At 71.6% G+C, this 21972-nt stretch carries 22 protein-coding genes and 1 pseudogene; 11 read left to right on the forward strand and 12 right to left on the reverse strand.

Annotation, left to right across the window (positions count from 1 at the left end; all coding sequences use genetic code 11):
* Nucleotides 1-24: 24 nt before the first annotated feature.
* Genes recO through IG88_RS44245 form a run of 3 tightly spaced genes read right to left on the reverse strand, consistent with a single transcriptional unit; the run spans nucleotide 25 to nucleotide 1221 of the window.
* Nucleotides 25-774 (reverse strand): DNA repair protein RecO, encoded by a 750-nt coding sequence (gene recO, locus IG88_RS0110750; RefSeq protein WP_031038110.1) that lies wholly within the window; start codon nucleotides 772-774, stop codon nucleotides 25-27.
* A gap of 22 nt (nucleotides 775-796) precedes the next feature.
* On the reverse strand, nucleotides 797-1018 hold the full coding sequence (locus IG88_RS0110755) for a hypothetical protein (protein ID WP_031038112.1): 222 nt from the start codon (nucleotides 1016-1018) through the stop codon (nucleotides 797-799).
* A complete protein-coding gene (locus tag IG88_RS44245; RefSeq protein WP_037835724.1) occupies nucleotides 1015-1221 on the reverse strand; it encodes a hypothetical protein in 207 nt (68 codons plus the stop codon). The genes IG88_RS0110755 and IG88_RS44245 overlap by 4 nt, the downstream gene beginning before the upstream one ends.
* 114 nt (nucleotides 1222-1335) lie before the next feature.
* Here IG88_RS44245 and IG88_RS0110760 point away from each other — a divergent pair, with 114 nt between their 5' ends.
* The 3 genes from IG88_RS0110760 to IG88_RS0110770 all read left to right on the forward strand — a co-directional run bounded on the left by IG88_RS0110760 (nucleotide 1336) and on the right by IG88_RS0110770 (nucleotide 4035).
* Entirely contained in the window at nucleotides 1336-2169 is an 834-nt protein-coding gene (locus tag IG88_RS0110760; protein ID WP_031038115.1) for a helix-turn-helix domain-containing protein, read from the forward strand.
* A complete protein-coding gene (locus IG88_RS0110765; RefSeq protein ID WP_031038118.1) occupies nucleotides 2151-2447 on the forward strand; it encodes a DUF397 domain-containing protein in 297 nt (98 codons plus the stop codon). The genes IG88_RS0110760 and IG88_RS0110765 overlap by 19 nt, the downstream gene beginning before the upstream one ends.
* Before the next feature lie 64 nt (nucleotides 2448-2511).
* Entirely contained in the window at nucleotides 2512-4035 is a 1524-nt protein-coding gene (locus IG88_RS0110770; RefSeq protein ID WP_031038120.1) for an alpha/beta hydrolase, read from the forward strand.
* Here the strand turns inward: IG88_RS0110770 and IG88_RS0110775 are convergent.
* The 7 genes from IG88_RS0110775 to IG88_RS0110805 form a co-directional block, all read right to left on the reverse strand.
* Nucleotides 4008-5174, reverse strand: a complete 1167-nt coding sequence (locus IG88_RS0110775; RefSeq protein ID WP_031038123.1) for a hypothetical protein — start codon at nucleotides 5172-5174, stop codon at nucleotides 4008-4010. The two genes, IG88_RS0110770 and IG88_RS0110775, sit on opposite strands and share 28 nt — an antisense overlap.
* Before the next feature lie 121 nt (nucleotides 5175-5295).
* Complete coding sequence (locus tag IG88_RS0110780) at nucleotides 5296-6411, reverse strand: hypothetical protein (RefSeq protein WP_031038125.1); 1116 nt, start codon at nucleotides 6409-6411, stop codon at nucleotides 5296-5298.
* A gap of 82 nt (nucleotides 6412-6493) precedes the next feature.
* Nucleotides 6494-7474, reverse strand: a complete 981-nt coding sequence (locus IG88_RS0110785) for an SCO2521 family protein (protein WP_031038127.1) — start codon at nucleotides 7472-7474, stop codon at nucleotides 6494-6496.
* A gap of 1 nt (nucleotide 7475) precedes the next feature.
* Nucleotides 7476-8444, reverse strand: a complete 969-nt coding sequence (locus IG88_RS0110790; protein WP_031038130.1) for an SCO2522 family protein — start codon at nucleotides 8442-8444, stop codon at nucleotides 7476-7478.
* On the reverse strand, nucleotides 8441-9358 hold the full coding sequence (locus IG88_RS0110795; RefSeq protein ID WP_031038132.1) for an SCO2523 family variant P-loop protein: 918 nt from the start codon (nucleotides 9356-9358) through the stop codon (nucleotides 8441-8443). Before IG88_RS0110795 ends, IG88_RS0110790 begins: the two co-directional genes overlap by 4 nt.
* A 1-nt stretch (nucleotide 9359) precedes the next feature.
* Entirely contained in the window at nucleotides 9360-11204 is a 1845-nt protein-coding gene (locus IG88_RS0110800) for an SCO2524 family protein (protein ID WP_031038134.1), read from the reverse strand.
* A 51-nt stretch (nucleotides 11205-11255) separates the two neighbouring features.
* On the reverse strand, nucleotides 11256-12062 hold the full coding sequence (locus IG88_RS0110805) for an SCO2525 family SAM-dependent methyltransferase (protein WP_051851870.1): 807 nt from the start codon (nucleotides 12060-12062) through the stop codon (nucleotides 11256-11258).
* 251 nt (nucleotides 12063-12313) lie between these two features.
* Here IG88_RS0110805 and IG88_RS0110810 point away from each other — a divergent pair, with 251 nt between their 5' ends.
* Nucleotides 12314-12862, forward strand: a complete 549-nt coding sequence (locus IG88_RS0110810) for a GNAT family N-acetyltransferase (protein WP_031038138.1) — start codon at nucleotides 12314-12316, stop codon at nucleotides 12860-12862.
* Nucleotides 12863-12885: 23 nt separating this feature from the next.
* Here IG88_RS0110810 and IG88_RS0110815 read toward each other — a convergent pair whose 3' ends face one another.
* Both IG88_RS0110815 and leuA read right to left on the reverse strand, forming a co-directional pair.
* A complete protein-coding gene (locus IG88_RS0110815; RefSeq protein ID WP_031038141.1) occupies nucleotides 12886-13581 on the reverse strand; it encodes a TerB family tellurite resistance protein in 696 nt (231 codons plus the stop codon).
* A gap of 184 nt (nucleotides 13582-13765) precedes the next feature.
* Nucleotides 13766-15487, reverse strand: coding sequence for a 2-isopropylmalate synthase (leuA, locus tag IG88_RS0110820; protein WP_031038144.1), 1722 nt, complete (start codon nucleotides 15485-15487; stop codon nucleotides 13766-13768).
* A gap of 350 nt (nucleotides 15488-15837) precedes the next feature.
* On the opposite strand from leuA, the gene IG88_RS0110825 reads away from it, so the two are divergent.
* From IG88_RS0110825 to IG88_RS0110855, 7 genes and pseudogenes are all read left to right on the forward strand, one after another.
* A complete protein-coding gene (locus IG88_RS0110825; RefSeq protein WP_031038148.1) occupies nucleotides 15838-16908 on the forward strand; it encodes a M4 family metallopeptidase in 1071 nt (356 codons plus the stop codon).
* 21 nt (nucleotides 16909-16929) lie between these two features.
* Nucleotides 16930-17196 (forward strand): protealysin inhibitor emfourin, encoded by a 267-nt coding sequence (locus tag IG88_RS0110830; RefSeq protein ID WP_030399854.1) that lies wholly within the window; start codon nucleotides 16930-16932, stop codon nucleotides 17194-17196.
* 57 nt (nucleotides 17197-17253) lie between these two features.
* Nucleotides 17254-18581 (forward strand): annotated as a pseudogene (locus IG88_RS0110835) (GH1 family beta-glucosidase).
* 105 nt (nucleotides 18582-18686) lie between these two features.
* Nucleotides 18687-19766: a PhoH family protein gene (locus IG88_RS0110840; protein WP_063760605.1), complete on the forward strand. Its 1080-nt coding sequence runs from the start codon at nucleotides 18687-18689 to the stop codon at nucleotides 19764-19766.
* 12 nt (nucleotides 19767-19778) lie between these two features.
* The gene (ybeY, locus tag IG88_RS0110845) at nucleotides 19779-20276 is read left to right on the forward strand and encodes an rRNA maturation RNase YbeY (RefSeq protein ID WP_031038156.1); all 498 of its coding nucleotides are present in this window, start codon (nucleotides 19779-19781) and stop codon (nucleotides 20274-20276) included.
* Nucleotides 20273-21577, forward strand: coding sequence for a hemolysin family protein (locus IG88_RS0110850; RefSeq protein ID WP_031038173.1), 1305 nt, complete (start codon nucleotides 20273-20275; stop codon nucleotides 21575-21577). The genes ybeY and IG88_RS0110850 overlap by 4 nt, the downstream gene beginning before the upstream one ends.
* Nucleotides 21574-21945 (forward strand): MmcQ/YjbR family DNA-binding protein, encoded by a 372-nt coding sequence (locus IG88_RS0110855; RefSeq protein ID WP_031038176.1) that lies wholly within the window; start codon nucleotides 21574-21576, stop codon nucleotides 21943-21945. Before IG88_RS0110850 ends, IG88_RS0110855 begins: the two co-directional genes overlap by 4 nt.
* Nucleotides 21946-21972: the final 27 nt, after the last annotated feature.

Genomic DNA, 21972 nt, shown 5'->3' on the forward strand with positions numbered 1-21972 from the left:
CTCGTACCGTGCGTACTGTGCTTGCTAGGACTTCTCGACGTACCGCAGGGAGCGCAGGCCGCGCTCCAGGTGCCAGTGCAGGTACGCGGACACCAGCCCGCTCCCCTCCCGGACGTACCGCGGCTCGCACGCGTCCGCCGTCCCCCAGTCCCCCGCGAGCAGCGCGCCGAGCAGTTCCAGCGCCTGCGGCGAGGGTACGACGCTGCCGGGCACCCGGCAGTCGGCGCAGACGGAGCCGCCCGAGCCGACCGAGAAGAACCGGTTCGGACCGGGCATCCCGCACTTCGCGCAGTCCCCGAAGGTCGGGGCGTACCCGTTCACGGCCAGCGAGCGCAGCAGGAACGCGTCCAGCACCAGGTTCGGCGCGTGCTCGCCCCGGGCGAGGGTCCTGAGCGCACCGACGAGCAGCAGGTACTGCTGCACCGCCGGCTCGCCCTCGTGGTCGGTGAACCGCTCGGCCGTCTCCAGCATGGCGGTCCCCGCGGTGTAGCGCGCGTAGTCGGTGACGATCCCGCCGCCGTACGGGGCGATCGTCTCGCTCTGCGTGCACAGCGGCAGCCCGCGTCCGACCAGCTCACTGCCCCGCGAGAAGAACTGCACGTCCACGTGCGAGAACGGCTCCAGCCGCGCCCCGAACTTCGACTTCGTGCGCCGCACCCCGCGCGCCACCGCGCGTACGCGTCCGTGACCGCGTGTGAGCAGGGTGATGATCCGGTCCGCCTCGCCCAGCTTCTGGGTGCGCAGCACGATGCCGTCGTCGCGGAACAGACTCATGCCGCCCATTCTCGCGCATCCTTCAAGGCACCTCGCCACGGCTCCGGGCGTTGGTGTAGGCCGTGGCCGCGCTGAGCCGCTCGGACACGGTGGCGTGGCGTACGTCACCCGGTTCGGCGTCCCACTCCCGTCCGCCGCCGTACGGCCGGAGCTGCACGTACGGACCCTCGTACCCCATGACGATCCCGACCCTGCCGCTGCGGGTGTCCACGGCGCAGACCCCGACGGGCGGCGTCGTCGTCATCGCAGGGCCGCCGCGAGGCGCCGCGCGGTCTCCACGGAACACCGTCCCAATTCGACGAGCGGACAGGGCGCCTCCCGCGCGAGACTCACCGGGTCGAGCCCGAGTGAGGGCAACGTAATTCCTGCCGCCGTGAGCGCCGCGCGCAATTCTTCCACCGTGTCCTCCGCTCCTTCGACGCAGAGCGCCGAGTGCCGTGCCTCCACCGTGTTCCCTTTCCTTTACGGTTTCACTCTTCGTGTCCCCAGAATGACGCGGTGTGCCTACACTCGGCAGGAGTATGCGCACTACAAGTCAGGGTCAGTGCATGGGGGTTGGTTATGGCCAATGGTTCACGGCAGGCGGCCTGGGAGTTCTTCGGAACGGAACTGAAACGGCGGCGGGAGGATGCCGGAATCACCCAAGTCGAGCTGGGGACAAGGGTTTTCGTCTCCGGTGGCTACATCGGCCAGTTCGAACAGGCAATTCGGAAACCGCAGTTGGATGTCGCCCAGCGGATCGACGAGGCACTGCAAACCGACGGTATTTTCGAGCGGCTGTGCCGGAAGCTGATTGATGATCCCCGGTATGCGAGCTACTTCGCCAAGGTGGCGGAACTCGAAGGCTTGGCGACGACGATCTGCGAGTTCGCCCCTGCACTGGTTCCGGGGCTGCTGCAGACCGCAGACTACGCGCGAGCGGTCACGCTCGCCATGAACCCGTTCGCGCCGGACGAGTACATCGAAGAGAAGGTGTCCGGCCGTATTGACCGGGCGAGGATCCTCGCGGACGCTACTCGGCCCGTGTATTGGGTGGTCCTGCATGAGAGCGTGCTGCAGATCCCCGTCGGCGGTCCGTCGGTCATGGCTGGGCAACTGGAGCACGTCGCCGCGCTCGCGCGGGCGCGCACGGTGCTGGTGCAGGTGCTGCCGCTGTCGGCCGGAGCGCACCCGGCCATGACGGGGTCGCTGAAACTCATGGAGTTCGAGGACGCTCCCCCAACCGCCTATACAGAAGCCGTGTATTCGGGAACTCTGCTGGACGATCCACCCGTGGTGCAGCGCATCCGCTCGGCATACGATCTGATCAGGGCTGCCGCGCTGTCACCTGAGGCGTCCCTGACCAAGATCAAGTCGGCGGTGGAGGACCACAGACGATGCGCGAGTACGAGCTGAACCACGCCCGCTGGCGCAAGAGCAGCTACAGCGACGGCAACGGCGGCGACTGCCTCGAAGTCGCGCACGACTTCCCCGGCGCCGCCCGCTGGCGCAAGAGCAGCTACAGCGGAGGAAGCGGCGGCGAGGACTGCCTCGAAGTCGCCGACGGAGTCACCGGCGTCGTACCCGTCCGGGACAGCAAGGCCGCCGACGGGCCGGTGATCGTCGTCGGGGCGGTGGCCTGGGCGGAGTTCGTACACGGCGTGGGGGCCGCTGCGGAGGCGTCGGTCGGGTAAACCCCCTACGGACACGGCCGTTGGCCGGATGGGACGCGGCCCGCCGGTCCGCGAGGCTCCTCCCATGACGCAGCGCAAGCGCACCAAGCGCACCAGAAGCATCCGCAACGCCGCCGTCGTCGGTGTGTCCACCGCCCTCCTGGGCATCGGCGCACCGGTGACCGCCTCCGCGACGGACGTGGGCGGGCCGGCGCCCCTGGCCTGGTCCACCTGTGAAGGCACCGGTCTCGACCCCCGGCAGCAGTGCGCCACCCTCGACGTACCGATGGACTACGCCGACCCCGGCGGGCCCCGCATCGAGATGGCCGTCTCCCGGATCCCCGCCGAGAAGCCGGGCGCCCGGCGCGGGGCTCTGCTGCTGATCCCCGGCGGGCCGGGCGGGTCGAGCCTCGGCGACCCCTCGGGGAAGGGGCAGAAGCTGCCCCAGGCCGTACGCGACAGCCACGACCTCATCGGATTCGCGCCGCGCGGGCTCGCCCCGTCCACCGCGGTCGACTGCGGTCTGGAGTACGGCGACCTCGCCACCTCCAGGCTGCGTCCCTGGCCCGCCCCGGACGGGTCGGTGGACGCCAACATGGCCACCGCCCGGCGGATGGCCGACGCCTGCGCACGCAACGGCGGGGAGCTGATCAAGCACCTGAGCACCGCCAACGAGGCCCGCGACATCGACCGCCTCCGGGCCGCGCTGGGCGAGCGGAAGATCTCCGCGTGGGGGGTGTCGTACGGGACGTACGTCGGCGCCGTGTACGCGCAGTTGTTCCCGCACCGCACCGACCGCATCGTGCTGGACAGCAACGACGACCCGGACCCCGCCCGGGTGTCGCGCGGCTGGCTCGCGGGGCACGAGCAGGGCGTCGAGGACACCTTCCCCGAGTTCGCCGCCTGGGCCGCCCGGCCCGGGAACCCCGACCGTGTCGCCCGCCGGGCCGCCGAGGTGCGGCCGCTGTTCCTGCGGCTCGCCGCCCGTCTGGACCGGGAGCCGATCCCGTGGCCGGGTGCCAACCCGGCGGAGCTGAACGGCAACGTGCTGCGGCAGACGATGCTCGACAGCCTGTACTCCCCCGGCAAGTTCCCCACGCTGGCCAGGCTGATGCGGGCCGCCCAGCGGGGCACCGTGCCGCCCGCGCCCCCGGCGCCGCCCGAGGCCGTGCTGCAGAACGTCGCCGCCGTCGGGGCCGGGGTGCTCTGCAACGACGTCGCCTGGCCCGGCTCGGCGTCCTCGTACGAGAAGGACGTCGCCGTCAGCCGCGCCGCCCACCCGCTCACGGCGGGGATGCCGCGCAACGCGATGCTGTGCGCCGCGTGGCCCTACCCGCCCCGCGAGGCCCCCGTGCGGATCACCGGCCGCGGGCCCTCCAACGTGCTGCTGGTCCAGAACGAGCGGGACGTCGCCACTCCGCTCGCCGGCGCGCGCAGGCTGCGGGAGGCGTTCGGCCGGCGCGCCGTCATGGTGACCGTGGACTCCACCGGGCACGACGCCTACCTGGCCAACGGCAACGCCTGCGGGGACGCCGCGGTCTCCCGGTTCCTGGCGACGGGACAGCGGCCGGACGCCGACCTCTACTGCCGTCGGCTGCCGGGCGCGTAGCGGCGGGCCAGGGCGTGGAAGGCGGCCTTGGGCTCCCAGTGCCAGGGGGACGCGGGGTCGTCGGGGCGGTCCCGGACCGGCCTGGTGAGGGCGTAGCTCGCCATGTCCAGGTCGTGGAGCGGGTCGTCGGGGTGGTGGGGCGCGTCCGGGGTGACGAACTCGAAGGCCATCGCCGCGTACAGGCCCATCGACTCGAAGACCGAGAGCAACCGCGTCAGGTAGGCGGCCTGGGTGGACTCGCTGCGCACCAGGCCGCCCCTGATCTCCGGCGGGTCCTTGTCGTAGTCGACGACGGACCAGCCCATGCCGCCCGCCTGCGGCGCCCCCTCGTACGTGCACGTGCCGAACTCGGTGATGGCCAGGGGCTTTCCCCAGCGCTGGTAGCCGCGCAGTTCGCGGACGTAGTCGGCGGGGTCCCGGTGGTACGAGTAGTAGTCGATGCCCACCACGTCGAAGAGGGACCAGTCGACCTCGTCGTCCTGGGCGGCGGCGTAGCTCAGCCGGCCGTCGAAGACGGCGCGGCCGACCGCCGCCGCCTTCGCGGTGAAGGCGTTCAGGCGGCGCTGCATCCGCGCGAGGTCCACGGTGCCGTTCTGGAGGTTGGCGACCCGTTCCAGGGCCGTCTCCCCGGGGACGATGCCGGGGACGAAGAGCCAGAACTCGCAGCCGACGCTGAGTTCCACGCTCGCCCCCTGCCTCCGCAGCCGCTGGGCGAACCGGCCGCACTCGGCGAGGTGTTCCAGGATGTCGCGCTGCGGTGCGTCGCCGAGGGTCGGCTGCAGCCAGACGTGCAGGCCCTGTTCGGCGGCCTCGGCGGCGGTGGCGACGAGGCGTTCGACGCCGTCCCCGGTGACGTCGACGGTGTCGGCGTGCAGGTCGCGGCGGACGGCGCGGAGGTCGGCGCGCATGCGGGCCGGGTCCCAGGCCGTGGCGGGGGTCTCGCCCGCCCCGACGGTGTAGACGACGCCCCGGCGGGTCAGTCCCCGCCTCCGCCCGGCCCGTTCCTCCGCCGCCCCGGCACCGGCCGCCGGGAGCGCCGCTCCCGCCAGGCCCAGCGCCGCCGTCCCCGCCAGGAACCGTGCCCGGCTGATGCCCTTGCTGTCCTTGCTGTCCTTGCTGGTCTTCCCGGTCTTCTCCATGCGGCCACTGTGCCGGTGCCGGGCACCGGGGGCAGCCCTCCGTCGGTCTACGGCACACCGACTTGAGTAGACCCTCCCGCGCCGAAGGTCGGCCCCGCCCCGGCGAGGGGCGCGTCCGGTGTCAGGCCCGGTCGACCATCCAGTTGCCGTCCTCCTCGTCGTCGACGCGGACCTCCAGTTCGCGCAGGCCCATGCCGGCGTCCCAGAGTTCCCTGAAGCGCTTGAGGCGGTCCCGTACGTACTCCTGGCGGGCGGTGAGCCGGGTGCGGACGTTGATGTCGCGCAGGTCCTGCTCGATCTCGAACGACACCTCCTCGTCGTAGAGGATGAAGTCGTTGGTGGTGCCGCGCTGGAGGTGCGGGGGCAGTTCGGGCAGGACCGCCGCGCGGACGTCGATGCGGCGCAGTTCCTGTTCCTCGCACAGCCGCAGCAGCCGGTCGTCGAGTTCGCGGGCGCTCTCCAGCAGGAACAGGCGGCGTACTTCGACGCCCTGTTCGTCGATGGCGGCCTGCTGGGCGTCCAGGTAGCGGCCGGCGGGCTCGCTGTTCCAGAACTGCCGGTCCACGGAGGTGCTGGTGGCGTAGATGGAGCGCTCGGCGGCACGGGTCAGGCCGAGCATCCAGTCGTGGTTCTCGCCGGGGCACTCGGCGCTCAGGTTGGTGAGGTCCGCCATGTGCCCGACCACCCGGGACATCTCCAGGTGGACGAAGGTGTGCAGGATGGAGTCGCCGGGCAGCAGGACGTCGGCGAAGCCCTTGGCCAGGTCGGGCACGCTGTCGATACGGACCGGGTCCAGGGCGCGGGCGGCCTCGGCGGGCCGGTGGTCGGCCTGGGCGACGTGGGTCTCGACCAGGTGCTTGACGTCCTCGGTGTGGCGGGTCAGGCCCGACTTCAACTCGTCGTCGTACCGGTTGAGTCCCTCACGGACGGCGGCGGTGTTCTCGGCCAGGGCGTCCTCCACCCGGCGGGTGTGTTCCGCCAGGCGGTCCGGCCGCGGGCGGGGGGCCAGGCCGAGGACGTACTGGACGGCCAGGGCGGCGACGGCGCTGAGCAGCGCGGCCAGGAACTGCCGCACGGTGGCGCCGTCCGGGTCCAGCAGGGCGGCGACGCTCCACAGGAGGCCGCCGACGACCAGGGCGACCAGCAGCCTGCGGGGCCAGGGGGACTCTCCCCTCGGGTCGATCGGGCCGGCCGTGCGGGGTGTGTCGTCGGGTCGGGGTGACTGTGCCGTGCTCATCTCGCTCTCCCCCCGTTGGGATACGCGTCGGATGGTGCGGGGCGGCTGTGCGGGGACGTGCGTGCCGGGCGGCGGGGTCCGGTCAGGGCGCCGGTTCCACCTCCCGGTGGGCCGCGGGAATGGCCTGCAGGGTGAGCTGGTCGCGGATGCGCTGCACCAGGGCCTGCCACTGCCGGGTGAAGCCGGGCCGCTCCTCCAGCGGGTCCCACAGCGCGGCCAGCGTGCGGCCGACGCGGGCGCCGGGCATCCACAGGTGGAGCAGGTGGTCGACGGCCGGGCGCAGGGTGCGCACCACGGCGTCGGTGTCCTGAGCCGCTCCGGCGCCCAGGCGCAGGCCGTCGAGCATGCGGACGACGGTGGTGAGCAGCCAGTCGTGCAGCGCGAGGTCGTCGCAGAGCGCGGCGATGTCGGCGCCGGAGGTGCCCTCGGGCACGCGCAGGCGCACGGTGCGCAGTTCGTCCTCGGCGAGGGTGAACCGCTCCAGCGAGGGGCCCTCGCCGGGGGCCGCGGGCAGGGCCGCCCAGCGCAGCCGGGTGGGGCGGGAGCGGAAGGGCGGGCGCTGGTCGAGCAGGGGGTGGCGCAGGACCCGGGTGAGCAGGCCGTCGGCGATGAGGCCGACGTCGAGGTCTCCCTGGCGGGGGCCGCCGAGGACGCCCTGCGCGACCGCCTCGTGGGGGAGCTTGCCGAGCGGCTCGACGACTCCCGGCCGCACCAGGTACTCGCCCCAGGGCCGCCGCTGGTCGGGACCGGCGCCGGGCAGGCGGCAGTGGGCGGAGGTCTGCAGGACGCGGCCCTCGGTGAGCGCGGCGTGGGCGGTGACGGTGCCGACGGCGCGCACGCGGGCGCCGTTGGCGCTGGGCAGGGGGCAGTCGACGCCCGTGAGGGTGTCGGGGGAACGCGCGTAGAGGCCGGGGCGCTCGGAGAGCAGGACGCGTTCGCCGGGGCGCAGGCCGAGGAGCTGGGCGGCCGAGCGGATGTCGAGGGCCTGCCGGGCGGGCAGCAGGCAGGTGCGGATCTCGCCGCAGGCGAGGACGGCGGGCGGGGTGCTCTGCCGCGGCGCCATGTCAGTGCCCCGCGTAGTACACGTAGGAGATGCGGTCGGCGACCGAGGGCGGGACGGTCAGGCCCTCGCGCCCGGAGCGGTCGGTGACCTGTTCGAGCGCCGCCGGGTCGGCCTCGATCTGGTCGAGGATCACGCGGACGGCGTGCTCGACGGGGAGGAACCGGGTCGGCAGGACGGAGCAGGTGCGGTAGGCGGAGAACGGGGCCGCGCGGTCGTTGAGCCGGAGCAGGGAGGGTAACTCGTCCCACTTGTCGGGGAAACCGGCGGCGGCGGTGTGCGGCTGGGGGGCGAGGACGGCCTCGCCCTCGTTGCGCAGGAGCCCGAGGCGGGCGAGCTGCCACACGGCGGCGAGGAAGGGGCAGGACCAGGTGCGCAGCCCGTCGGCGTCGTCGCTCCACAGTTCGACGTCGAGGAAGATGGAGTGGCGGCGGGCCGCGGTCTCGTGCGGGGGCTGCCAGGGCACCGCACGTTTCATGGCCTGCGGGGCGCGGGCGACGGGGCTGCGTTCGCCGTTGGCGAGCCAGCCGGTCTGCGCGGCGGGCGGGCGCAGGCCGTAGGTGCCGGGCGGCGGGGACTCCACGATGTGGGCGGCGACCGCCTCGGCGACGGGCACCTTGCCGGTGACCGCGCAGCCGGACTCGCGGGCCAGGTAGTCGACGCTCAGCCCGGCCGCCTCGGCCTCGGCCAGGAGCATGGGGACGACCTCGGCGGGGGTGGAGAAGCGGGTGAAGTAGTCGTCGATGAGGAAGCAGGTGCTGATCCGGGGCCGCTTGCCGCCGGCCCGGGCGGTGGCGGCTGCGCGGGCCGCCTCCGCCCAGGGGCGCACTTCGGCGAAGTGGGCGCGCAGCCGTTCGGGCCCGGCCTCGAAGTCCTCCATGTAGAGGTGGCCCAGCTCCAGGGAGAGGTGGGCCAGCGGCACCGACTGGGTGCGCGGCTCGGCGGCGGTCTCGCTGAACACGGACTCCGTCACAGCCGCCCCCAGTGGGTGTCGTCCGTCAGACGCCTGGCGATCTCCTCCAGCGCGTCCAGCGTCTCCTTGTTGGCTATCTGGGTGGAGAGGACGTCTTCCTCGGTGATCAGTTGCTCGTGCCACTGGAGGATGGGCTCCAGCGGCACGATGCCGAGGACGACGCTGTCGCCGATTCGGTGCTCGGCGGCGAGCCGGCGCAGCGCCTCGTCGCGGGCCTGCATCCAGGTGGCCTGGGCGGTGGAGCCCTGGGACCACACGGCCGACTCGGGGTCGGGCACGGCGGCCCGCACGAAGCGGACGGCGGCGCGCAGGGTGTCCTCGTCGTGGCCGCTGAGGACGCCGCCGCCGATGATGCCGTGGTCGCCGTGGACGAGTCCGGAGGCGGCGATCACGTGCTGGCGGGTCCAGCGGTGGAAGACCAGCCAGCGGAAGGGGATGTTGCTCATCCGGGGGTGGGCGGTGGCGGCGAGGACCATGTCCACGGCGTAGCTGCGGCCGGCGCTGAGATCGACGAAGGTGACGTCGAACTCGGTGTTGAGCTTGAGCAGCAGGTCGACGCAGCGCTCCAGGGCCTCCTCGCCGGTGGCGAACTCGCCGCCGCCCGCGTCGCCGGGGAGCAGCACCAGACGGCCGGACTGGTTGGGGCGGGCGCGCAGCAGGGGGTGCTCGGTCTGCCGCCAGACGTCGATGCGGACCGGTTCCGCGGTCTCGCCCTCCAGGTAGGAGTGCAGGCCGCGTTCCTCGGCGCCGCGCATGGCGCCGGGCACGTCGAAGACGGCGGCGGCGGTGGGGGAACCGAAGTCGAAGTCGACGTAGGCCACGTGGTCGCCGGTGAGGGCGCGCTGGTAGGCCAGGTTGGCGCTGGTCACCGAGCGCCCGGTGCCTCCCTTGTCGGAGGCGGCGAAGACCAGCACCTCATACCTCCTGGGAGGCGGCGCCCCTGGCCTGGGCCAGGGTGTCGAGTTCCTGGAGCACGGGCAGGGCCAGGGCGAAGGCGGTCGCGGGCCGTTCGTCGACCAGGCTGCGGGCGTGGTCGAGGCGGCTTTCGATGCTGCGCATGGCCCGGGCTCTGCTTCCGTCGGCCGCGGCGGATGCCTCCAGTTGCTCCCGGCCGAACAGGTGGGTGGCCTCGCTGAGCAGTTCCCGGGCGAACTCGGCGAGTTCGGGGCTGCGGATGGGCTGTTGCTCGTAGAGGGAGCGGGCGGCGACGAGGCATTCGGTGACGCGCTCGGTGATGCTCCAGGACAGGCGCAGCCCGGCGTCCTGGGCGTCGGGGTAGACGGCCTGGATGTTGTCCCAGAGGCCGGCGCCGTCCTCCTCGTCGATCCGCCGTTTCCACAGGTGCTCGAAGGACTGCTCGGCGAGGCGCAGCAGGCGGTCCTGAGCGCCGATGTTCCGGGAGAGTTCGGCGAGTTGGATGATCCGTTTGAGGAGCTGGGCGGAGAAGTCGGTCATCCGCCACAGGAGCAGGCCGCCGGCCCGCTCGGACCCGGCCAGCGGCATGGTGACGCCGGGGGTGTGCAGCCGGAGGGTCGGGTCCCTGCGGGTCATGCGGCTGGTGACGCGGCCCCGGTCGGCCAGGCGTTCCATGATGGCGACGGTGCGGGTGAGGTCGTCGTCGGTCGCCTTCCGGCGGACCAGGTCGTGGACGAGGATGGCCGCGACGGTCAGGGAGAAGTACTCGGACTCCAGGCGCAGGCCGGTGGTCTGCCAGGGCAGGTCCTCCAGGGGCCAGCGATCGCCGCCGAAGCGGGCGATCGCGGACCAGTACTGCTGGCTCAGCTCCCAGCGCAGGCGCAGCATCTCGGCGAGCTTCTGCTGGTCCTCGTCGAGGAGGCCGAGGGTCAGGGTCCGGTCGGAGAACAGGTCCTGGATGCCGTCGAGGGCGACGACGGTGAAGTACACGTAGGGCAGCCGGTCGGCGATGCCGTCGGGCTGGCCGGGGACGTCCGCGTTCAGGTCGGTGATCTGCGGGGCGTCCTTGACGATGCCCCAGGCCCAGCCGCACTCGAAGAGCTGGCTCTCGTCGCGGATGCCCTCGTCGACCTGGATGCCCCGGGAGAGGCTTTCGATGATGGTGGCGCGCAGCGGGCGTAACCGGCGGGAGAACTGCTGGAGGACGATCCGGTCGGACTGTCCGCCCTGGCCGATGACCTGGATCAGCCGCTTGCCCTGTTCCGACTCGGCGTCGAAGACGTTCACGGCGAAGGAACGCAGCAGGCTGACCATCGCGGCGGTCAGCCGGGCGTTGGTGGCTTCCCTCAGTTCGGCGATGGACCTGAGGACCTCGGGCCGGGTCGTGGCGCCCTCGTAGACCTTGAGGAAGCCGAGGGTGGCGAGGCAGAGCGTGACGGACATGGAGTAGGAGTCGACGACTCCGAGCTGCCGCTGTTCGTGGGTGACCGTGCCGCCGGACTCGGAGGGGCGGAAGTAGTGGCCGCCGGAGAAGGTGGGGCTGTCGTCCGTGGCCGTGTGGGTGCGCATGAACTGGGTCAGCGCGGCGATCAGGTTGGGCGGGATCTCCAGCCGGCTGCCGACCCGCTCGAGGGCGCGCAGTACGTCCCGTTCGGTGGTGTCGGGCTGGTCGAGGCGGAAGGCGGGGACCTCGGTGGCCGGATACAGGAGGCAGAGCAGGCGTTCGGCGTCCGCGACGCTGCTCAGTCCGTCCGTGTCCCGCCGGACCAGCTTGCCCTCGTCGAACGCATGGCGGGCCATGGCCTGCCAGATGTCCAGCAGGTGCTGGCGTGGCTTGATCTGCATCCCCGCACCCCCTCGTACAGACCTCGTTACTTTATGTTTGTCATGTCCCCGTTATACAAGGCTCTGCCCGGCGGCCACTCGTTCCTGCGGGGCGGCGACCGTCGCGTTGCGCCGTCCCAGGGCGAGGAGCATGCCCTCGTGCCCGGGTCGTACGGAGTGGTGGAGATCGTGGATCTCCAGCTCCCCGGTGAACGGCTCCAGGCTCTCCCGGACCGTCTCCTCGTTGACCCGGTAGGCCGGGTAGTCGTGGGCGCCGACGCGGTAGCCGACGGACTCCTTCATGAAGGCGGCGGCGAACGGCGCCGTGTCGTCGAGCGCGTTCATGAAGCAGCGCACACCCCGGTGGAACTCCTCGGGCGCCTCGGACATGGAGTCGGCGACGAAGAACATGGTGCCGAGGGACCAGCGCCGGTCCCCGCCCTCCAGGTCGAAGAGGTTGCCGCGCTCCACCCGGACGATGTCCGCCACCAGCGGTCTGGGCTGGACGGCGGCGTAGGCGGGAGCCTCGCGCAGCACGTCCCAGAAGGGGTCCCAGGCGATGTCGAAGCCTGCCGGGGCGATCTGCTTCTCCAGGTACTCGACGTTCGGGTGCGCGTACTCCAGCAGGAGCACCTTCTCGCACCAGGGCAGCATCGACAGGGCGGGGTACAGGTTCGCGCCGGCACCGACGTCGATGCCGCACGCCGAGCGCGGCGGGGCGCCCTCGAAGCAGCGGCTGAAGTAGTCGCGCATCAACCGGACGATCAGCAGGTCGACTTCGAGCGGCGTCCGGTAGTTGTTGTCGACGTACACCTCTGGATCGAACTTCGACCACGGTGCGTCGGCGTTGCGATCCATAGTCACCCTGCCACGTTCCATTCGAATTTGGACAAACCCCCAGCACTGTCACGGTAGGTGACCCAGCCACTACGGACCAGTGCGGGAATACGCCATCCTCATCCGCCCGGCGCACGTCGGGCGCATGGTCGCACACCCGAACTCGCCCTTGCATGAGGGAAGTTGGGCGCTCACTCTAGCCAGAAGCAGACACTGGCCGCCACATGAGTCCTTCACTCGATCGTGAGCGGTGCGGGTGCCCACGAGTTGACGCAGTCTGAGCAGGGGGTTACATGACCGCCGAACCGCTGGAACGTTCCCTCGACCATCACGACCAGCTCACGCGAACCGGTGTGACACCGGACGGCCTGCCACTGGACCTGCGCACGGCACGGGAGTCCGATCTTCCGGAACTGCGGCGGCTGGACGAGGAGGTCTTCCAGGAGTTCGCCTACCCCGGCTTCCTGCTGCGCCAGCTCTTCGACATGTACGAGGAGCACTTCCTGGTCCTGGACGACGGCACGGGCCGGCTGCGCGGCTACGTGCTGGCCGCCACCCGGACGCTCGGCACGGACAGTTGGATACTCGGGCTGTGCGTGACCCTGGACCGGCGCCGCCACGGGCTGGGGCGGGAGCTGATGCGGGAGGTGCTGGCCCGGTTGCGCCGGGACGGCATACGGGTGGTCCGCCTCACCGTGGAGCCCGCCAACCTCGCGGCGATCTTCCTCTACCGCTCCCTGGGCTTCCGCCCCGAGGAACCCGACGGAGGCCTGCGTCCGGACTACTTCGGTCCGGGCGTGCACCGTCAGGTCATGCGGCTGGACCTCCCCGGGGGTCCGTGAGCACGGCACGTCGCCGGTCCGCCCTAGGAGGGCGTGCCCGCCGACTCCAGGAGGCGGGTGACGTCGTCGGAGCAGAGGGTCAGGGCCGCGCCGACGGTGGCCAGGGCGTCGCGTTCGGCGGGGGTGTACGGGCCGTCGGCCAGGGCGATGCGGGCACCCTGGAGGAGGATCGACTCGCGGCCGACGGCGGCCAGGTGCGGGGCCAGCGGGTCGAGCGCCTCGTGCAGTTCTATCGCCAGCCCCGGCACGCAGGGCTCCCCGCGGACCCGGCCGGTGTCCGCCTCCAGCGCCTCGACGAGCGCGTTCAGCCGGTCCTCGGTGCACTCCTCGAAGCCGGCCGCGCGCACCGTGACGGCGGCGGTCTCCAGTGAGGTGCGGGAGCAGGTGCCGCCCGCGGTCAGGACCGCCAGGGCGACGGTGTGGACGGCGTCGCGGAGCATCGCGGAGAAGCGGGTGGTGGTCGGGTGGTCGAGGACGTCCGTGCCGTAGCGGCACCGGCAGGCCGCGCACTCGACGGCCGGCGCGGACTCGCCGCGGGGCAGCAGGGGCACGCCGAGCACGGTGAAGCGGCGGTGGCCGGTGAGCCGGGTGTAGTTGCGGTCGCCGCCGCATCCGGGGCAGAAGAACTCCCCGTCGCCGACGGGTGTCCACGCGGTGCGGGTGCCCAGGATGCGTGGCAGCCCGGCAGCTCGGCCGTTTCGTCCCCGTCCAGGCAGCACGTCGCACCTCCGTAACGGCGCGACAGCTTCGTCGCGCTGGCGTGATGTTAGCCACATCACCGACGTGGAGTCAGTACCCAGGACGAGACCTTTTCGTGACCATCACAGATATATGGCCGGTATATGACGGGGTCCCGTCCGCCGGATTCCGGCGGACGGGACCTCAAACCGCTGATTCGGCTGGTCAGCGCGCCGCGCGGTTGACGGCGGAGACGACCGCCTTCAGTGAGGCGCGCGTGGTGTTCGCGTCGATTCCGATGCCCCACAGCACCTTGTCGCCGATGGCGCACTCGATGTAGGAGGCGGCCTGCGCGGAGGCGCCCTCGCTCATCGTGTGCTCCTGGTAGTCCAGCAGCCGTACGTCGATGCCGATGCCCTGCAGCGCGTGGAAGAACGCCGAGATCGGGCCGTTGCCGGTGCCGACCAGGGTGGTCTCCGCGCCGTCGACCGTGGCGTCCACGGTGAGGGTGTCGACGCCGTCGCGGTCGGTCGTGGTCTGCCCCTTGGCCACCTGGATGCGGCCCCAGGGGTTGTCCGGGTTGGGCAGGTACTCGTCCTGGAAGACGTCCCAGATGGCGCTCGGGGTGATCTCGCCGCCCTCGGCGTCGGTCTTGGCCTGGATGATCTTCGAGAACTCGATCTGCATCCGGCGCGGCAGGTCCAGGCTGTGGTCGTTCTTCAGGACGTAGGCGATCCCGCCCTTGCCGGACTGCGAGTTGACGCGGATGACGGCCTCGTAGGAGCGGCCGACGTCCTTGGGGTCGATGGGCAGGTAGGGCACCGCCCACTCGATGTCGTCGACGGTGACGCCCCTGGCGGCCGCGTCGGCCTCCATCGCGTCGAAGCCCTTCTTGATGGCGTCCTGGTGGGAGCCGGAGAAGGACGTGTAGACCAGGTCGCCCACGTAGGGGTGGCGCGGGTGGACCTCCATCTGGTTGCAGTACTCCCACGTGCGACGGATCTCGTCGATGTCGGAGAAGTCGATCTGCGGGTCGACGCCCTGGGAGAACAGGTTCATCCCCAGGGTGACCAGGTCGACGTTGCCGGTGCGCTCGCCCTGCCCGAACAGGCAGCCCTCGACGCGGTCGGCGCCCGCCATGACCGCCAGTTCCGCCGCCGCCACCGCCGTGCCGCGGTCGTTGTGCGGGTGGACGGACAGGCAGACGTACTCACGGCGGGACAGGTGGCGGCCCATCCACTCGAAGCGGTCGGCGTGCGTGGACGGCGTGGAACGCTCCACGGTGGCGGGCAGGTTGAGGATGATCTCGCGGCCGGGACCGGGCTGGTAGGTGTCCATCACCGCCTCGCAGACCTCCAGGGCGAAGTCCAGCTCGGTGTCGGTGAAGATCTCGGGGCTGTACTGGTAGCCGAACTCCGTCTCGGGGCCCAGCAGTTTCTCCGCGTACTCCATGACCAGGCGGGTGCCGTCGACGGCGATCTGCTTGATGTCGTCCCTGGAGCCGCGGAAGACGACCCGGCGGAAGACCGGGGCGGTCGCGTTGTACAGGTGGACGGTGGCCCGCCTGGCGCCCTTCAGGGACTCCACCGTGCGCTCGATCAGGTCCTCGCGGGCCTGGGTCAGTACGGAGATGGTGACGTCGTCGGGGATCGCCTCCGGGTCCTCGATGATGGACCGCACGAAGTCGAAGTCGGTCTGGCCGGAGGCCGGGAAGCCGACCTCGATCTCCTTGTAGCCCATCTTGACCAGCAGGTCGAACATGGCCCGCTTGCGGACCGGCGACATGGGGTCGATCAGGGCCTGGTTGCCGTCGCGCAGGTCGGTGGAGAGCCAGCGGGGGGCGGCGGTGATCCGCCGGTTCGGCCAGGTGCGGTCGGCGATGTCGACCTGTTCGTAGCCGCGGTACTTGGCGGTCGGCATGGGGCTGGGCTGCTGGCGGTTGGCCATGATGGCGTGGGCTCCTCTGATGTCCGCGGTCTGTGCGGTGTCCGCGACGTCCGCGTGTCCGGAAGGACGGCCGACGGCACCACCAAGCTCCGCGGGGAGGGAGTCGGCCTCTACAGGCCCTCGCCGCGGCAGCTAAGGAGAAGCAGCCCGAATCGCATGATGCCCAGCACCTTAGCCGAGTCACGCGGGTCACGCGGGTCCGTATCAGTATGCGGGACCGGGACCGCAACCGGGACAAAAAGTGCCGTATACCACTCGTGGCCGGATCGTGGAGCCGCGTTCGCGCCGCAGTGCCCCCATCGTGGTCGCGACTGGTGACAGGACGGTCACACAGTGCGAAAGTGCCGGACATGACGACATACGGGGGCTTCCAGCCCGTCTTCTGCACCATCGTCCCGCCCCACGTCCTGGACCGGCTCGCCCAGCACGGGGACCCGGTGCTGGCCGGGCCCGCCCGGCGCACCCTCCAGCGCGACGCCCTGGAGCGCACCCGCCGCGGCCTGACCACGGTCATCGGCGCCCCCGCCGTGGCCCCGCTGGCCGGCGCCGAGCCCGGCAAGCCGCAGCGCACGGTCTACGACGCCCGGCACGGCACGGACCTGCCCGGCCGCAAGGTGCGCGGCGAGGGCGACGAACCCGGCCGGGACGCCACCGTGAACCGGGCCTACGCGGGCCTGGGCGCCACCTTCGAGCACTACCTGGAGGTGTACCGGCGCGACTCCATCGACGGCGCCGGACTGCCGCTGGACGCGACCGTGCACTACGACCGCGAGTACAACAACGCGTTCTGGAACGGCGAGCAGATGGTCTTCGGCGACGGGGACGGGGAGATCTTCCTCGACTTCACCGTCGCCCTGGACGTGATCGGCCACGAGCTGACCCACGGCGTCACCCAGCACACCGCCAACCTGACCTACTACGGCCAGCCCGGCGCCCTCAACGAGTCGGTGTCGGACGTCTTCGGCTCCCTCATCAAGCAGTACACGCAGGGCCAGACCGCCGCCGAGGCCGACTGGCTGATCGGCGCCGGGCTGCTCGCCCCGCGCGTGACCGGCGAGGCGCTGCGCTCCATGAAGGCGCCGGGCACGGCCTACGACGACGACGTGCTCGGCAAGGACCCGCAGCCCGCGACCATGGACGACTTCGTGCGCACCGGCCGCGACAACGGCGGCGTGCACATCAACTCCGGCATCCCCAACCACGCCTTCTACCTCCTCGCCACCGAGCTGGGCGGACACGCCTGGGAGCGGGCCGGGCAGATCTGGTACGACGTGCTGACCGGCGGCGAGCTGGCCCAGGACGCGCTGTTCGCGGACTTCGCGGAGCTGACGGTGAAGGCCGCCCGGGCGCGCTACGGCGAGGGGGACGAGCTGGACGCGGTCGGAAAGGCCTGGGAGCAGGTCGGGGTGCGGACGCCGTAGTTCCGTACTAGACACGGGTCCATGCGGATTCAGGTGAGGCGCACAGGAGGCTTCGCGGGCATCGAACGCCACGCGGAGGTCGAGACCGCGGGCCGCCCCGACGCGGACGAGTGGCACGCCCTGGCCGAGCGGGCGGTCGCCGACGGCCGCGGCACCCCGCCGGTGGGGGTGCCGGACGGGTTCAGCTACCAGCTCACCGTGGACGGCAGGACGGTGTACGCCGCCGATCCCCGGCTCACCGACGAGCAGCGCGCGCTGATCTCGCGGGTACTGAAGGAGGGGGCGTAACACCGCTCGCGCGCACGGGCGTTGACTTCCCTCGCCGGGGGTGCGGATGATCCGCGCATGGCGACTGACGCGATGCCCCGGTTCCCCGACGGCTTCCTGTGGGGGTGTCCACGTCCGCGCACCAGATCGAGGGCGCGGCCGGGCTGCGGGGGCCGTCCGTGTGGGACGCCTTCACGGCCGAGCCCGGGCGGGTGCGGGACGGCTCGACGGCGGCGGTGGCCTGCGACCACTACCACCGCTACCGCGAGGACGTGGCCCTGCTCGCGGACCTCGGCGTGGACGCGTACCGCTTCTCGGTCTCCTGGCCCCGGGCGGACTCCCCCGGCGGCCTCGACTTCTACGACCGCCTGGTGGACGAGCTGTGCGCGGCGGGCGTACGGCCGGTGCCGACGCTGTTCCACTGGGACCTGCCGGCGGGCCTGGACTGGCTGGAGCGGGACACGGCGGCCCGGTTCGCCGAGTACGTGTCGCGCGTCGCGGGACGCCTGGGCGACCGGGTCGGCAAGTGGATCACCCTCAACGAACCCGCCGAGCACACCCTGCTCGGCCACGCCCTGGGCACCCACGCCCCCGGCCGCAGGCTGCTGTTCGACGCGCTCCCGGCCGCCCACCACCAGCTCCTGGCCCACGGTCTGGCCGTGCGGGCCCTGCGCGCCGGGGGCGCCGGGGACATCGGCATCGCCAACTCCCACGGCCCGACCTGGGCCGCCTCGGACGACCCGGCGGACCGGGAGGCGGCGGACTTCTACGACCTCCTGCTGAACCGGATGTTCGCCGACCCGCTCCTCACCGGGCGCTACCCGGAGGGCATCGGCGACCTCATGCCCGGCTCCCCCGGTGACGTGGCGGCCGACCTGGAGGTCATCGCCGAGCCGCTGGACTGGTACGGCGTGAACTACTACGCGCCGACGCGGGTGGGCGCCCCGCAGGGGACCGGGACCGAGTTCGGCGGGGTGCCGCTCCCGGCCGAACTGCCCTTCTCGGTGCGCCCGGTCGAGGGCCGCCCACTGACGGACTTCGGCTGGCCGGTGGTCCCGGAGGGGCTGACCGAGCTGCTCACCGGCTTCCGCGAGCGCTACGGCGACCGCCTCCCGCCGGTCGTGATCACGGAGAACGGCTGCTCCTACGAGGGCCTCGACGACCAGGACCGCATCGCCTACCTCGACGGGCACGTGCGCGCCCTGCACCGGGCCCTCGAGGCGGGGGTGGACGTGCGCGGCTACTTCGTGTGGTCGCTCCTGGACAACTTCGAGTGGGCCGAGGGGTACGCCCGCCGCTTCGGACTGGTCCACGTGGACTTCACCACGCTGGAGCGCACGCCCAAGGCGTCGTACGGCTGGTTCCGGGACCTGCTCCTCGGGCAGCGGCGGGCACCGGTCGGATAAACGACTCGGTGCTGTGGACGGGGAGTCGTACGCTGGAGACAGCAGAAACACCCGTCACGCGGCGTGCGCCGCAGAGGAGGACGAGCAGGCCTAGAGCGCCGGCCCATGACTCAGACACCCTCAGCCCACACCCCCGCGCAGGGGCAGGCGAGAGCACAGATCACCGTCCCCGCCCGGCACCCCATGGTGACCGTGCTGGGCTCCGGAGACTCCCTCCTGCGTGTGATCGAGAAGGCCTTCCCGGCGGCCGACATCCATGTCCGGGGCAATGAGATCAGCGCCGTCGGTGACACCCATGAGGTCGCCCTGGTACAGCGCCTGTTCGACGAGATGATGCTGGTGCTGCGCACGGGGCAGCCGATGACGGAGGACGCAGTGGAACGCTCGATCGCCATGCTCAGGGCGAGCGGGAACGGGGAGAGCGACGGCCAGGAGACCCCGGCCGAGGTGCTCACGCAGAACATCCTGTCCTCGCGCGGCCGCACGATCCGCCCCAAGACGCTGAACCAGAAGCGGTACGTCGACGCGATCGACAAGCACACCATCGTCTTCGGCATCGGCCCCGCGGGCACCGGCAAGACCTACCTGGCGATGGCCAAGGCGGTGCAGGCCCTGCAGTCCAAGCAGGTCAACCGCATCATCCTGACCCGCCCGGCGGTCGAGGCCGGCGAGCGGCTGGGCTTCCTGCCCGGGACGCTGTACGAGAAGATCGACCCGTATCTGCGCCCGCTGTACGACGCGCTGCACGACATGCTGGACCCGGACTCGATCCCGCGGCTGATGGCGGCCGGGACGATCGAGGTGGCGCCGCTGGCGTACATGCGCGGCCGCACGCTGAACGACGCGTTCATCATCCTGGACGAGGCCCAGAACACGAGCCCCGAGCAGATGAAGATGTTCCTGACCCGCCTCGGCTTCGACTCCAAGATCGTGATCACGGGTGACGTGACGCAGGTCGACCTGCCCGGCGGCACCAAGTCGGGTCTGCGGCAGGTGCAGGACATCCTGGAGGGCGTCGAGGACGTCCACTTCTCCCGGCTCACGTCGCACGACGTCGTCCGGCACAAGCTGGTGGGCCGTATCGTCGACGCCTACGAGCAGTACGACAGCAGGAACGGCACCGAGAACGGCGGCCACAACGGCGGCCGGACGCCCAGACACGGTGCCAAGGCCAAGGGGAAGTAGACCAGCACGACCATGTCGATCGACGTCAACAACGAGTCCGGAACCGAGGTCGACGAGCAGGCGATCCTCGACATCGCCCGCTACGCGCTCGCGCGGATGCGCATCCACCCGCTCTCCGAGCTCTCGGTGATCGTCGTGGACGCCGCCGCCATGGAGCAACTGCACATCCAGTGGATGGACCTGCCCGGCCCCACCGACGTGATGTCCTTCCCGATGGACGAGCTGCGTCCGCCGTCCAAGGACGAGGAGGAGCCGCCGCAGGGGCTTCTCGGCGACATCGTGCTCTGCCCCGAGGTCGCCGAGAAGCAGGGCGCGGAGGCACCGACCCGGCACTCCATGGACGAGGAGCTCCAGCTCCTGACCGTCCACGGGGTGCTGCACCTGCTCGGGTACGACCACGAGGAGCCGGACGAGAAGGCCGAGATGTTCGGTCTGCAGGCCGCCATCGTCGACGGCTGGCGTGCGGAGAAGGGCCTGACCGGCCCGTCCCCGGCCCCGACGGTCTCATGAGTCTCCCGCTCGTCGCCGGTGCCGTCGCCCTGGTGGTGGTCGCCTGGCTGGCCGCGTGCGCGGAGGCGGGACTCGCGAGGGTCTCCAGCTTCCGCGCCGAGGAGGCGGTACGGTCCGGGCGCCGGGGCGCCGAGAAGCTCGCCCAGGTCGCCGCCGACCCGACGCGCTACCTCAACGTGGCGCTGCTGGTCCGCGTCGCCTGCGAGATGGCGGCCGCCGCGCTGGTCACGTACGCCTGTCTCAGAGAGTTCGACGGCACCGGCGAGGCGCTGATCATCGCCATCGCGGTGATGGTGCTGCTCTCCTACGTCGCCGTCGGGGTCTCCCCGCGCACCATCGGCCGCCAGCATCCGCTGAACACGGCGACCGTCGCGGCGTACGTGCTGCTGCCGCTGGCCCGGATCATGGGCCCGGTCCCCTCGCTGCTGATCCTCATCGGCAACGCGCTCACCCCCGGCAAGGGCTTCCGCCGGGGCCCCTTCGCCTCGGAGGCGGAGCTGCGGGCGCTGGTGGACTACGCCGAGAAGGAGTCGCTGATCGAGGCCGAGGAGCGCCGCATGGTGCACTCGGTGTTCGAGCTGGGCGACACCCTCGTGCGGGAGGTCATGGTGCCGCGCACCGACCTCGTCGTCATCGAGCGCTACAAGACCATCCGGCAGGCCCTCACCCTCGCCCTGCGCTCCGGTTTCTCCCGGATCCCGGTCACCGGGGACAGCGAGGACGACATCGTCGGCATCGTGTACCTGAAGGACCTGGTCCGCAGGACGCACATCAGCCGGGACGCGGAGAGCGACCTGGTCTCCACCGCGATACGCCCGGCGTCCTTCGTGCCGGACACCAAGAACGCCGGTGACCTGCTGCGCGAGATGCAGAAGGAACGCAACCACGTCGCCGTCGTCATCGACGAGTACGGCGGCACGGCGGGCATCGTCACCATCGAGGACATCCTCGAGGAGATCGTCGGCGAGATCACCGACGAGTACGACCGTGAGCTGCCGCCGGTCGAGGAGCTGGGCGGGGGCCGTTTCCGGGTCACCGCGCGCCTGGACATCGGCGACCTGGGCGACCTGTACGGCCTGGACGAGTACGACGACGAGGACGTGGAGACGGTCGGCGGTCTGCTCGCCAAGGCCCTGGGCCGCGTCCCGATCGCCGGTGCCTCGGCGCTCGTGGAGCTGCCCGACGGCCGTGAGCTGCGGCTGACGGCGGAGGCCGCGGCGGGCCGCCGGAACAAGATCGTGACGGTGCTGGTGGAGCCGGTCGCCGCGGCGGAGCCCGCCGAGGAGGCCGTACCGGAATGACCCCGGCACAGCTCCGCGACTTCTGCCTCTCCTTCAACGCGGCGGTGGAGGACTTCCCCTTCAACCCGGAGACCTCGGTCTTCAAGGTGCTGGGGAAGATGTTCGCGCTCACGTCGCTGGACGGACGCCCGCTCACGGTCAACCTCAAGTGCGACCCGGACGACGCGGTCCGGCTGCGGCGCGAGCATCCGGAGCTGATCGTCCCGGGCTGGCACATGAACAAGCGGCACTGGAACACGGTGACGGTCTCCGGGGGCCCGCGCGGCGGCCTTGCGGATCGCGTCGTCAGGGAACTGGTGGAGGACTCCTACGACCTGGTCGTCGCGGGCCTGCCGCGCGCCGACCGGCTCCGCCTGGACCGTCCCTGAGCCCGCCCGGGCGCCGGCTCCGGGGGG

Source organism: Streptomyces sp. NRRL F-5650, assembly GCF_000721365.1.
GTDB classification, from domain to species: domain Bacteria; phylum Actinomycetota; class Actinomycetes; order Streptomycetales; family Streptomycetaceae; genus Streptomyces; species Streptomyces ardesiacus.

Excerpts from the sequence above, each read along its gene's own strand:
- IG88_RS0110840 (WP_063760605.1), top strand. The coding sequence starts at position 18,687 with ATGACTCAGACACCCTCAGCCCACACCCCCGCGCAGGGGCAGGCGAGA.
- IG88_RS0110760 (WP_031038115.1), top strand. The coding sequence starts at position 1,336 with ATGGCCAATGGTTCACGGCAGGCGGCCTGGGAGTTCTTCGGAACGGAA.
- IG88_RS0110850 (WP_031038173.1), top strand. The coding sequence starts at position 20,273 with ATGAGTCTCCCGCTCGTCGCCGGTGCCGTCGCCCTGGTGGTGGTCGCC.
- IG88_RS0110805 (WP_051851870.1), bottom strand. The coding sequence starts at position 12,062 with ATGGAACGTGGCAGGGTGACTATGGATCGCAACGCCGACGCACCGTGG.
- IG88_RS0110810 (WP_031038138.1), top strand. The coding sequence starts at position 12,314 with ATGACCGCCGAACCGCTGGAACGTTCCCTCGACCATCACGACCAGCTC.
- IG88_RS0110770 (WP_031038120.1), top strand. The coding sequence starts at position 2,512 with ATGACGCAGCGCAAGCGCACCAAGCGCACCAGAAGCATCCGCAACGCC.
- IG88_RS0110785 (WP_031038127.1), bottom strand. The coding sequence starts at position 7,474 with ATGGCGCCGCGGCAGAGCACCCCGCCCGCCGTCCTCGCCTGCGGCGAG.
- IG88_RS0110830 (WP_030399854.1), top strand. The coding sequence starts at position 16,930 with ATGCGGATTCAGGTGAGGCGCACAGGAGGCTTCGCGGGCATCGAACGC.
- ybeY (WP_031038156.1), top strand. The coding sequence starts at position 19,779 with ATGTCGATCGACGTCAACAACGAGTCCGGAACCGAGGTCGACGAGCAG.
- IG88_RS0110775 (WP_031038123.1), bottom strand. The coding sequence starts at position 5,174 with ATGGAGAAGACCGGGAAGACCAGCAAGGACAGCAAGGACAGCAAGGGC.
- IG88_RS0110855 (WP_031038176.1), top strand. The coding sequence starts at position 21,574 with ATGACCCCGGCACAGCTCCGCGACTTCTGCCTCTCCTTCAACGCGGCG.
- IG88_RS0110825 (WP_031038148.1), top strand. The coding sequence starts at position 15,838 with ATGACGACATACGGGGGCTTCCAGCCCGTCTTCTGCACCATCGTCCCG.
- recO (WP_031038110.1), bottom strand. The coding sequence starts at position 774 with ATGAGTCTGTTCCGCGACGACGGCATCGTGCTGCGCACCCAGAAGCTG.
- leuA (WP_031038144.1), bottom strand. The coding sequence starts at position 15,487 with ATGGCCAACCGCCAGCAGCCCAGCCCCATGCCGACCGCCAAGTACCGC.
- IG88_RS0110800 (WP_031038134.1), bottom strand. The coding sequence starts at position 11,204 with ATGCAGATCAAGCCACGCCAGCACCTGCTGGACATCTGGCAGGCCATG.
- IG88_RS0110755 (WP_031038112.1), bottom strand. The coding sequence starts at position 1,018 with ATGACGACGACGCCGCCCGTCGGGGTCTGCGCCGTGGACACCCGCAGC.
- IG88_RS0110780 (WP_031038125.1), bottom strand. The coding sequence starts at position 6,411 with ATGAGCACGGCACAGTCACCCCGACCCGACGACACACCCCGCACGGCC.
- IG88_RS0110765 (WP_031038118.1), top strand. The coding sequence starts at position 2,151 with ATGCGCGAGTACGAGCTGAACCACGCCCGCTGGCGCAAGAGCAGCTAC.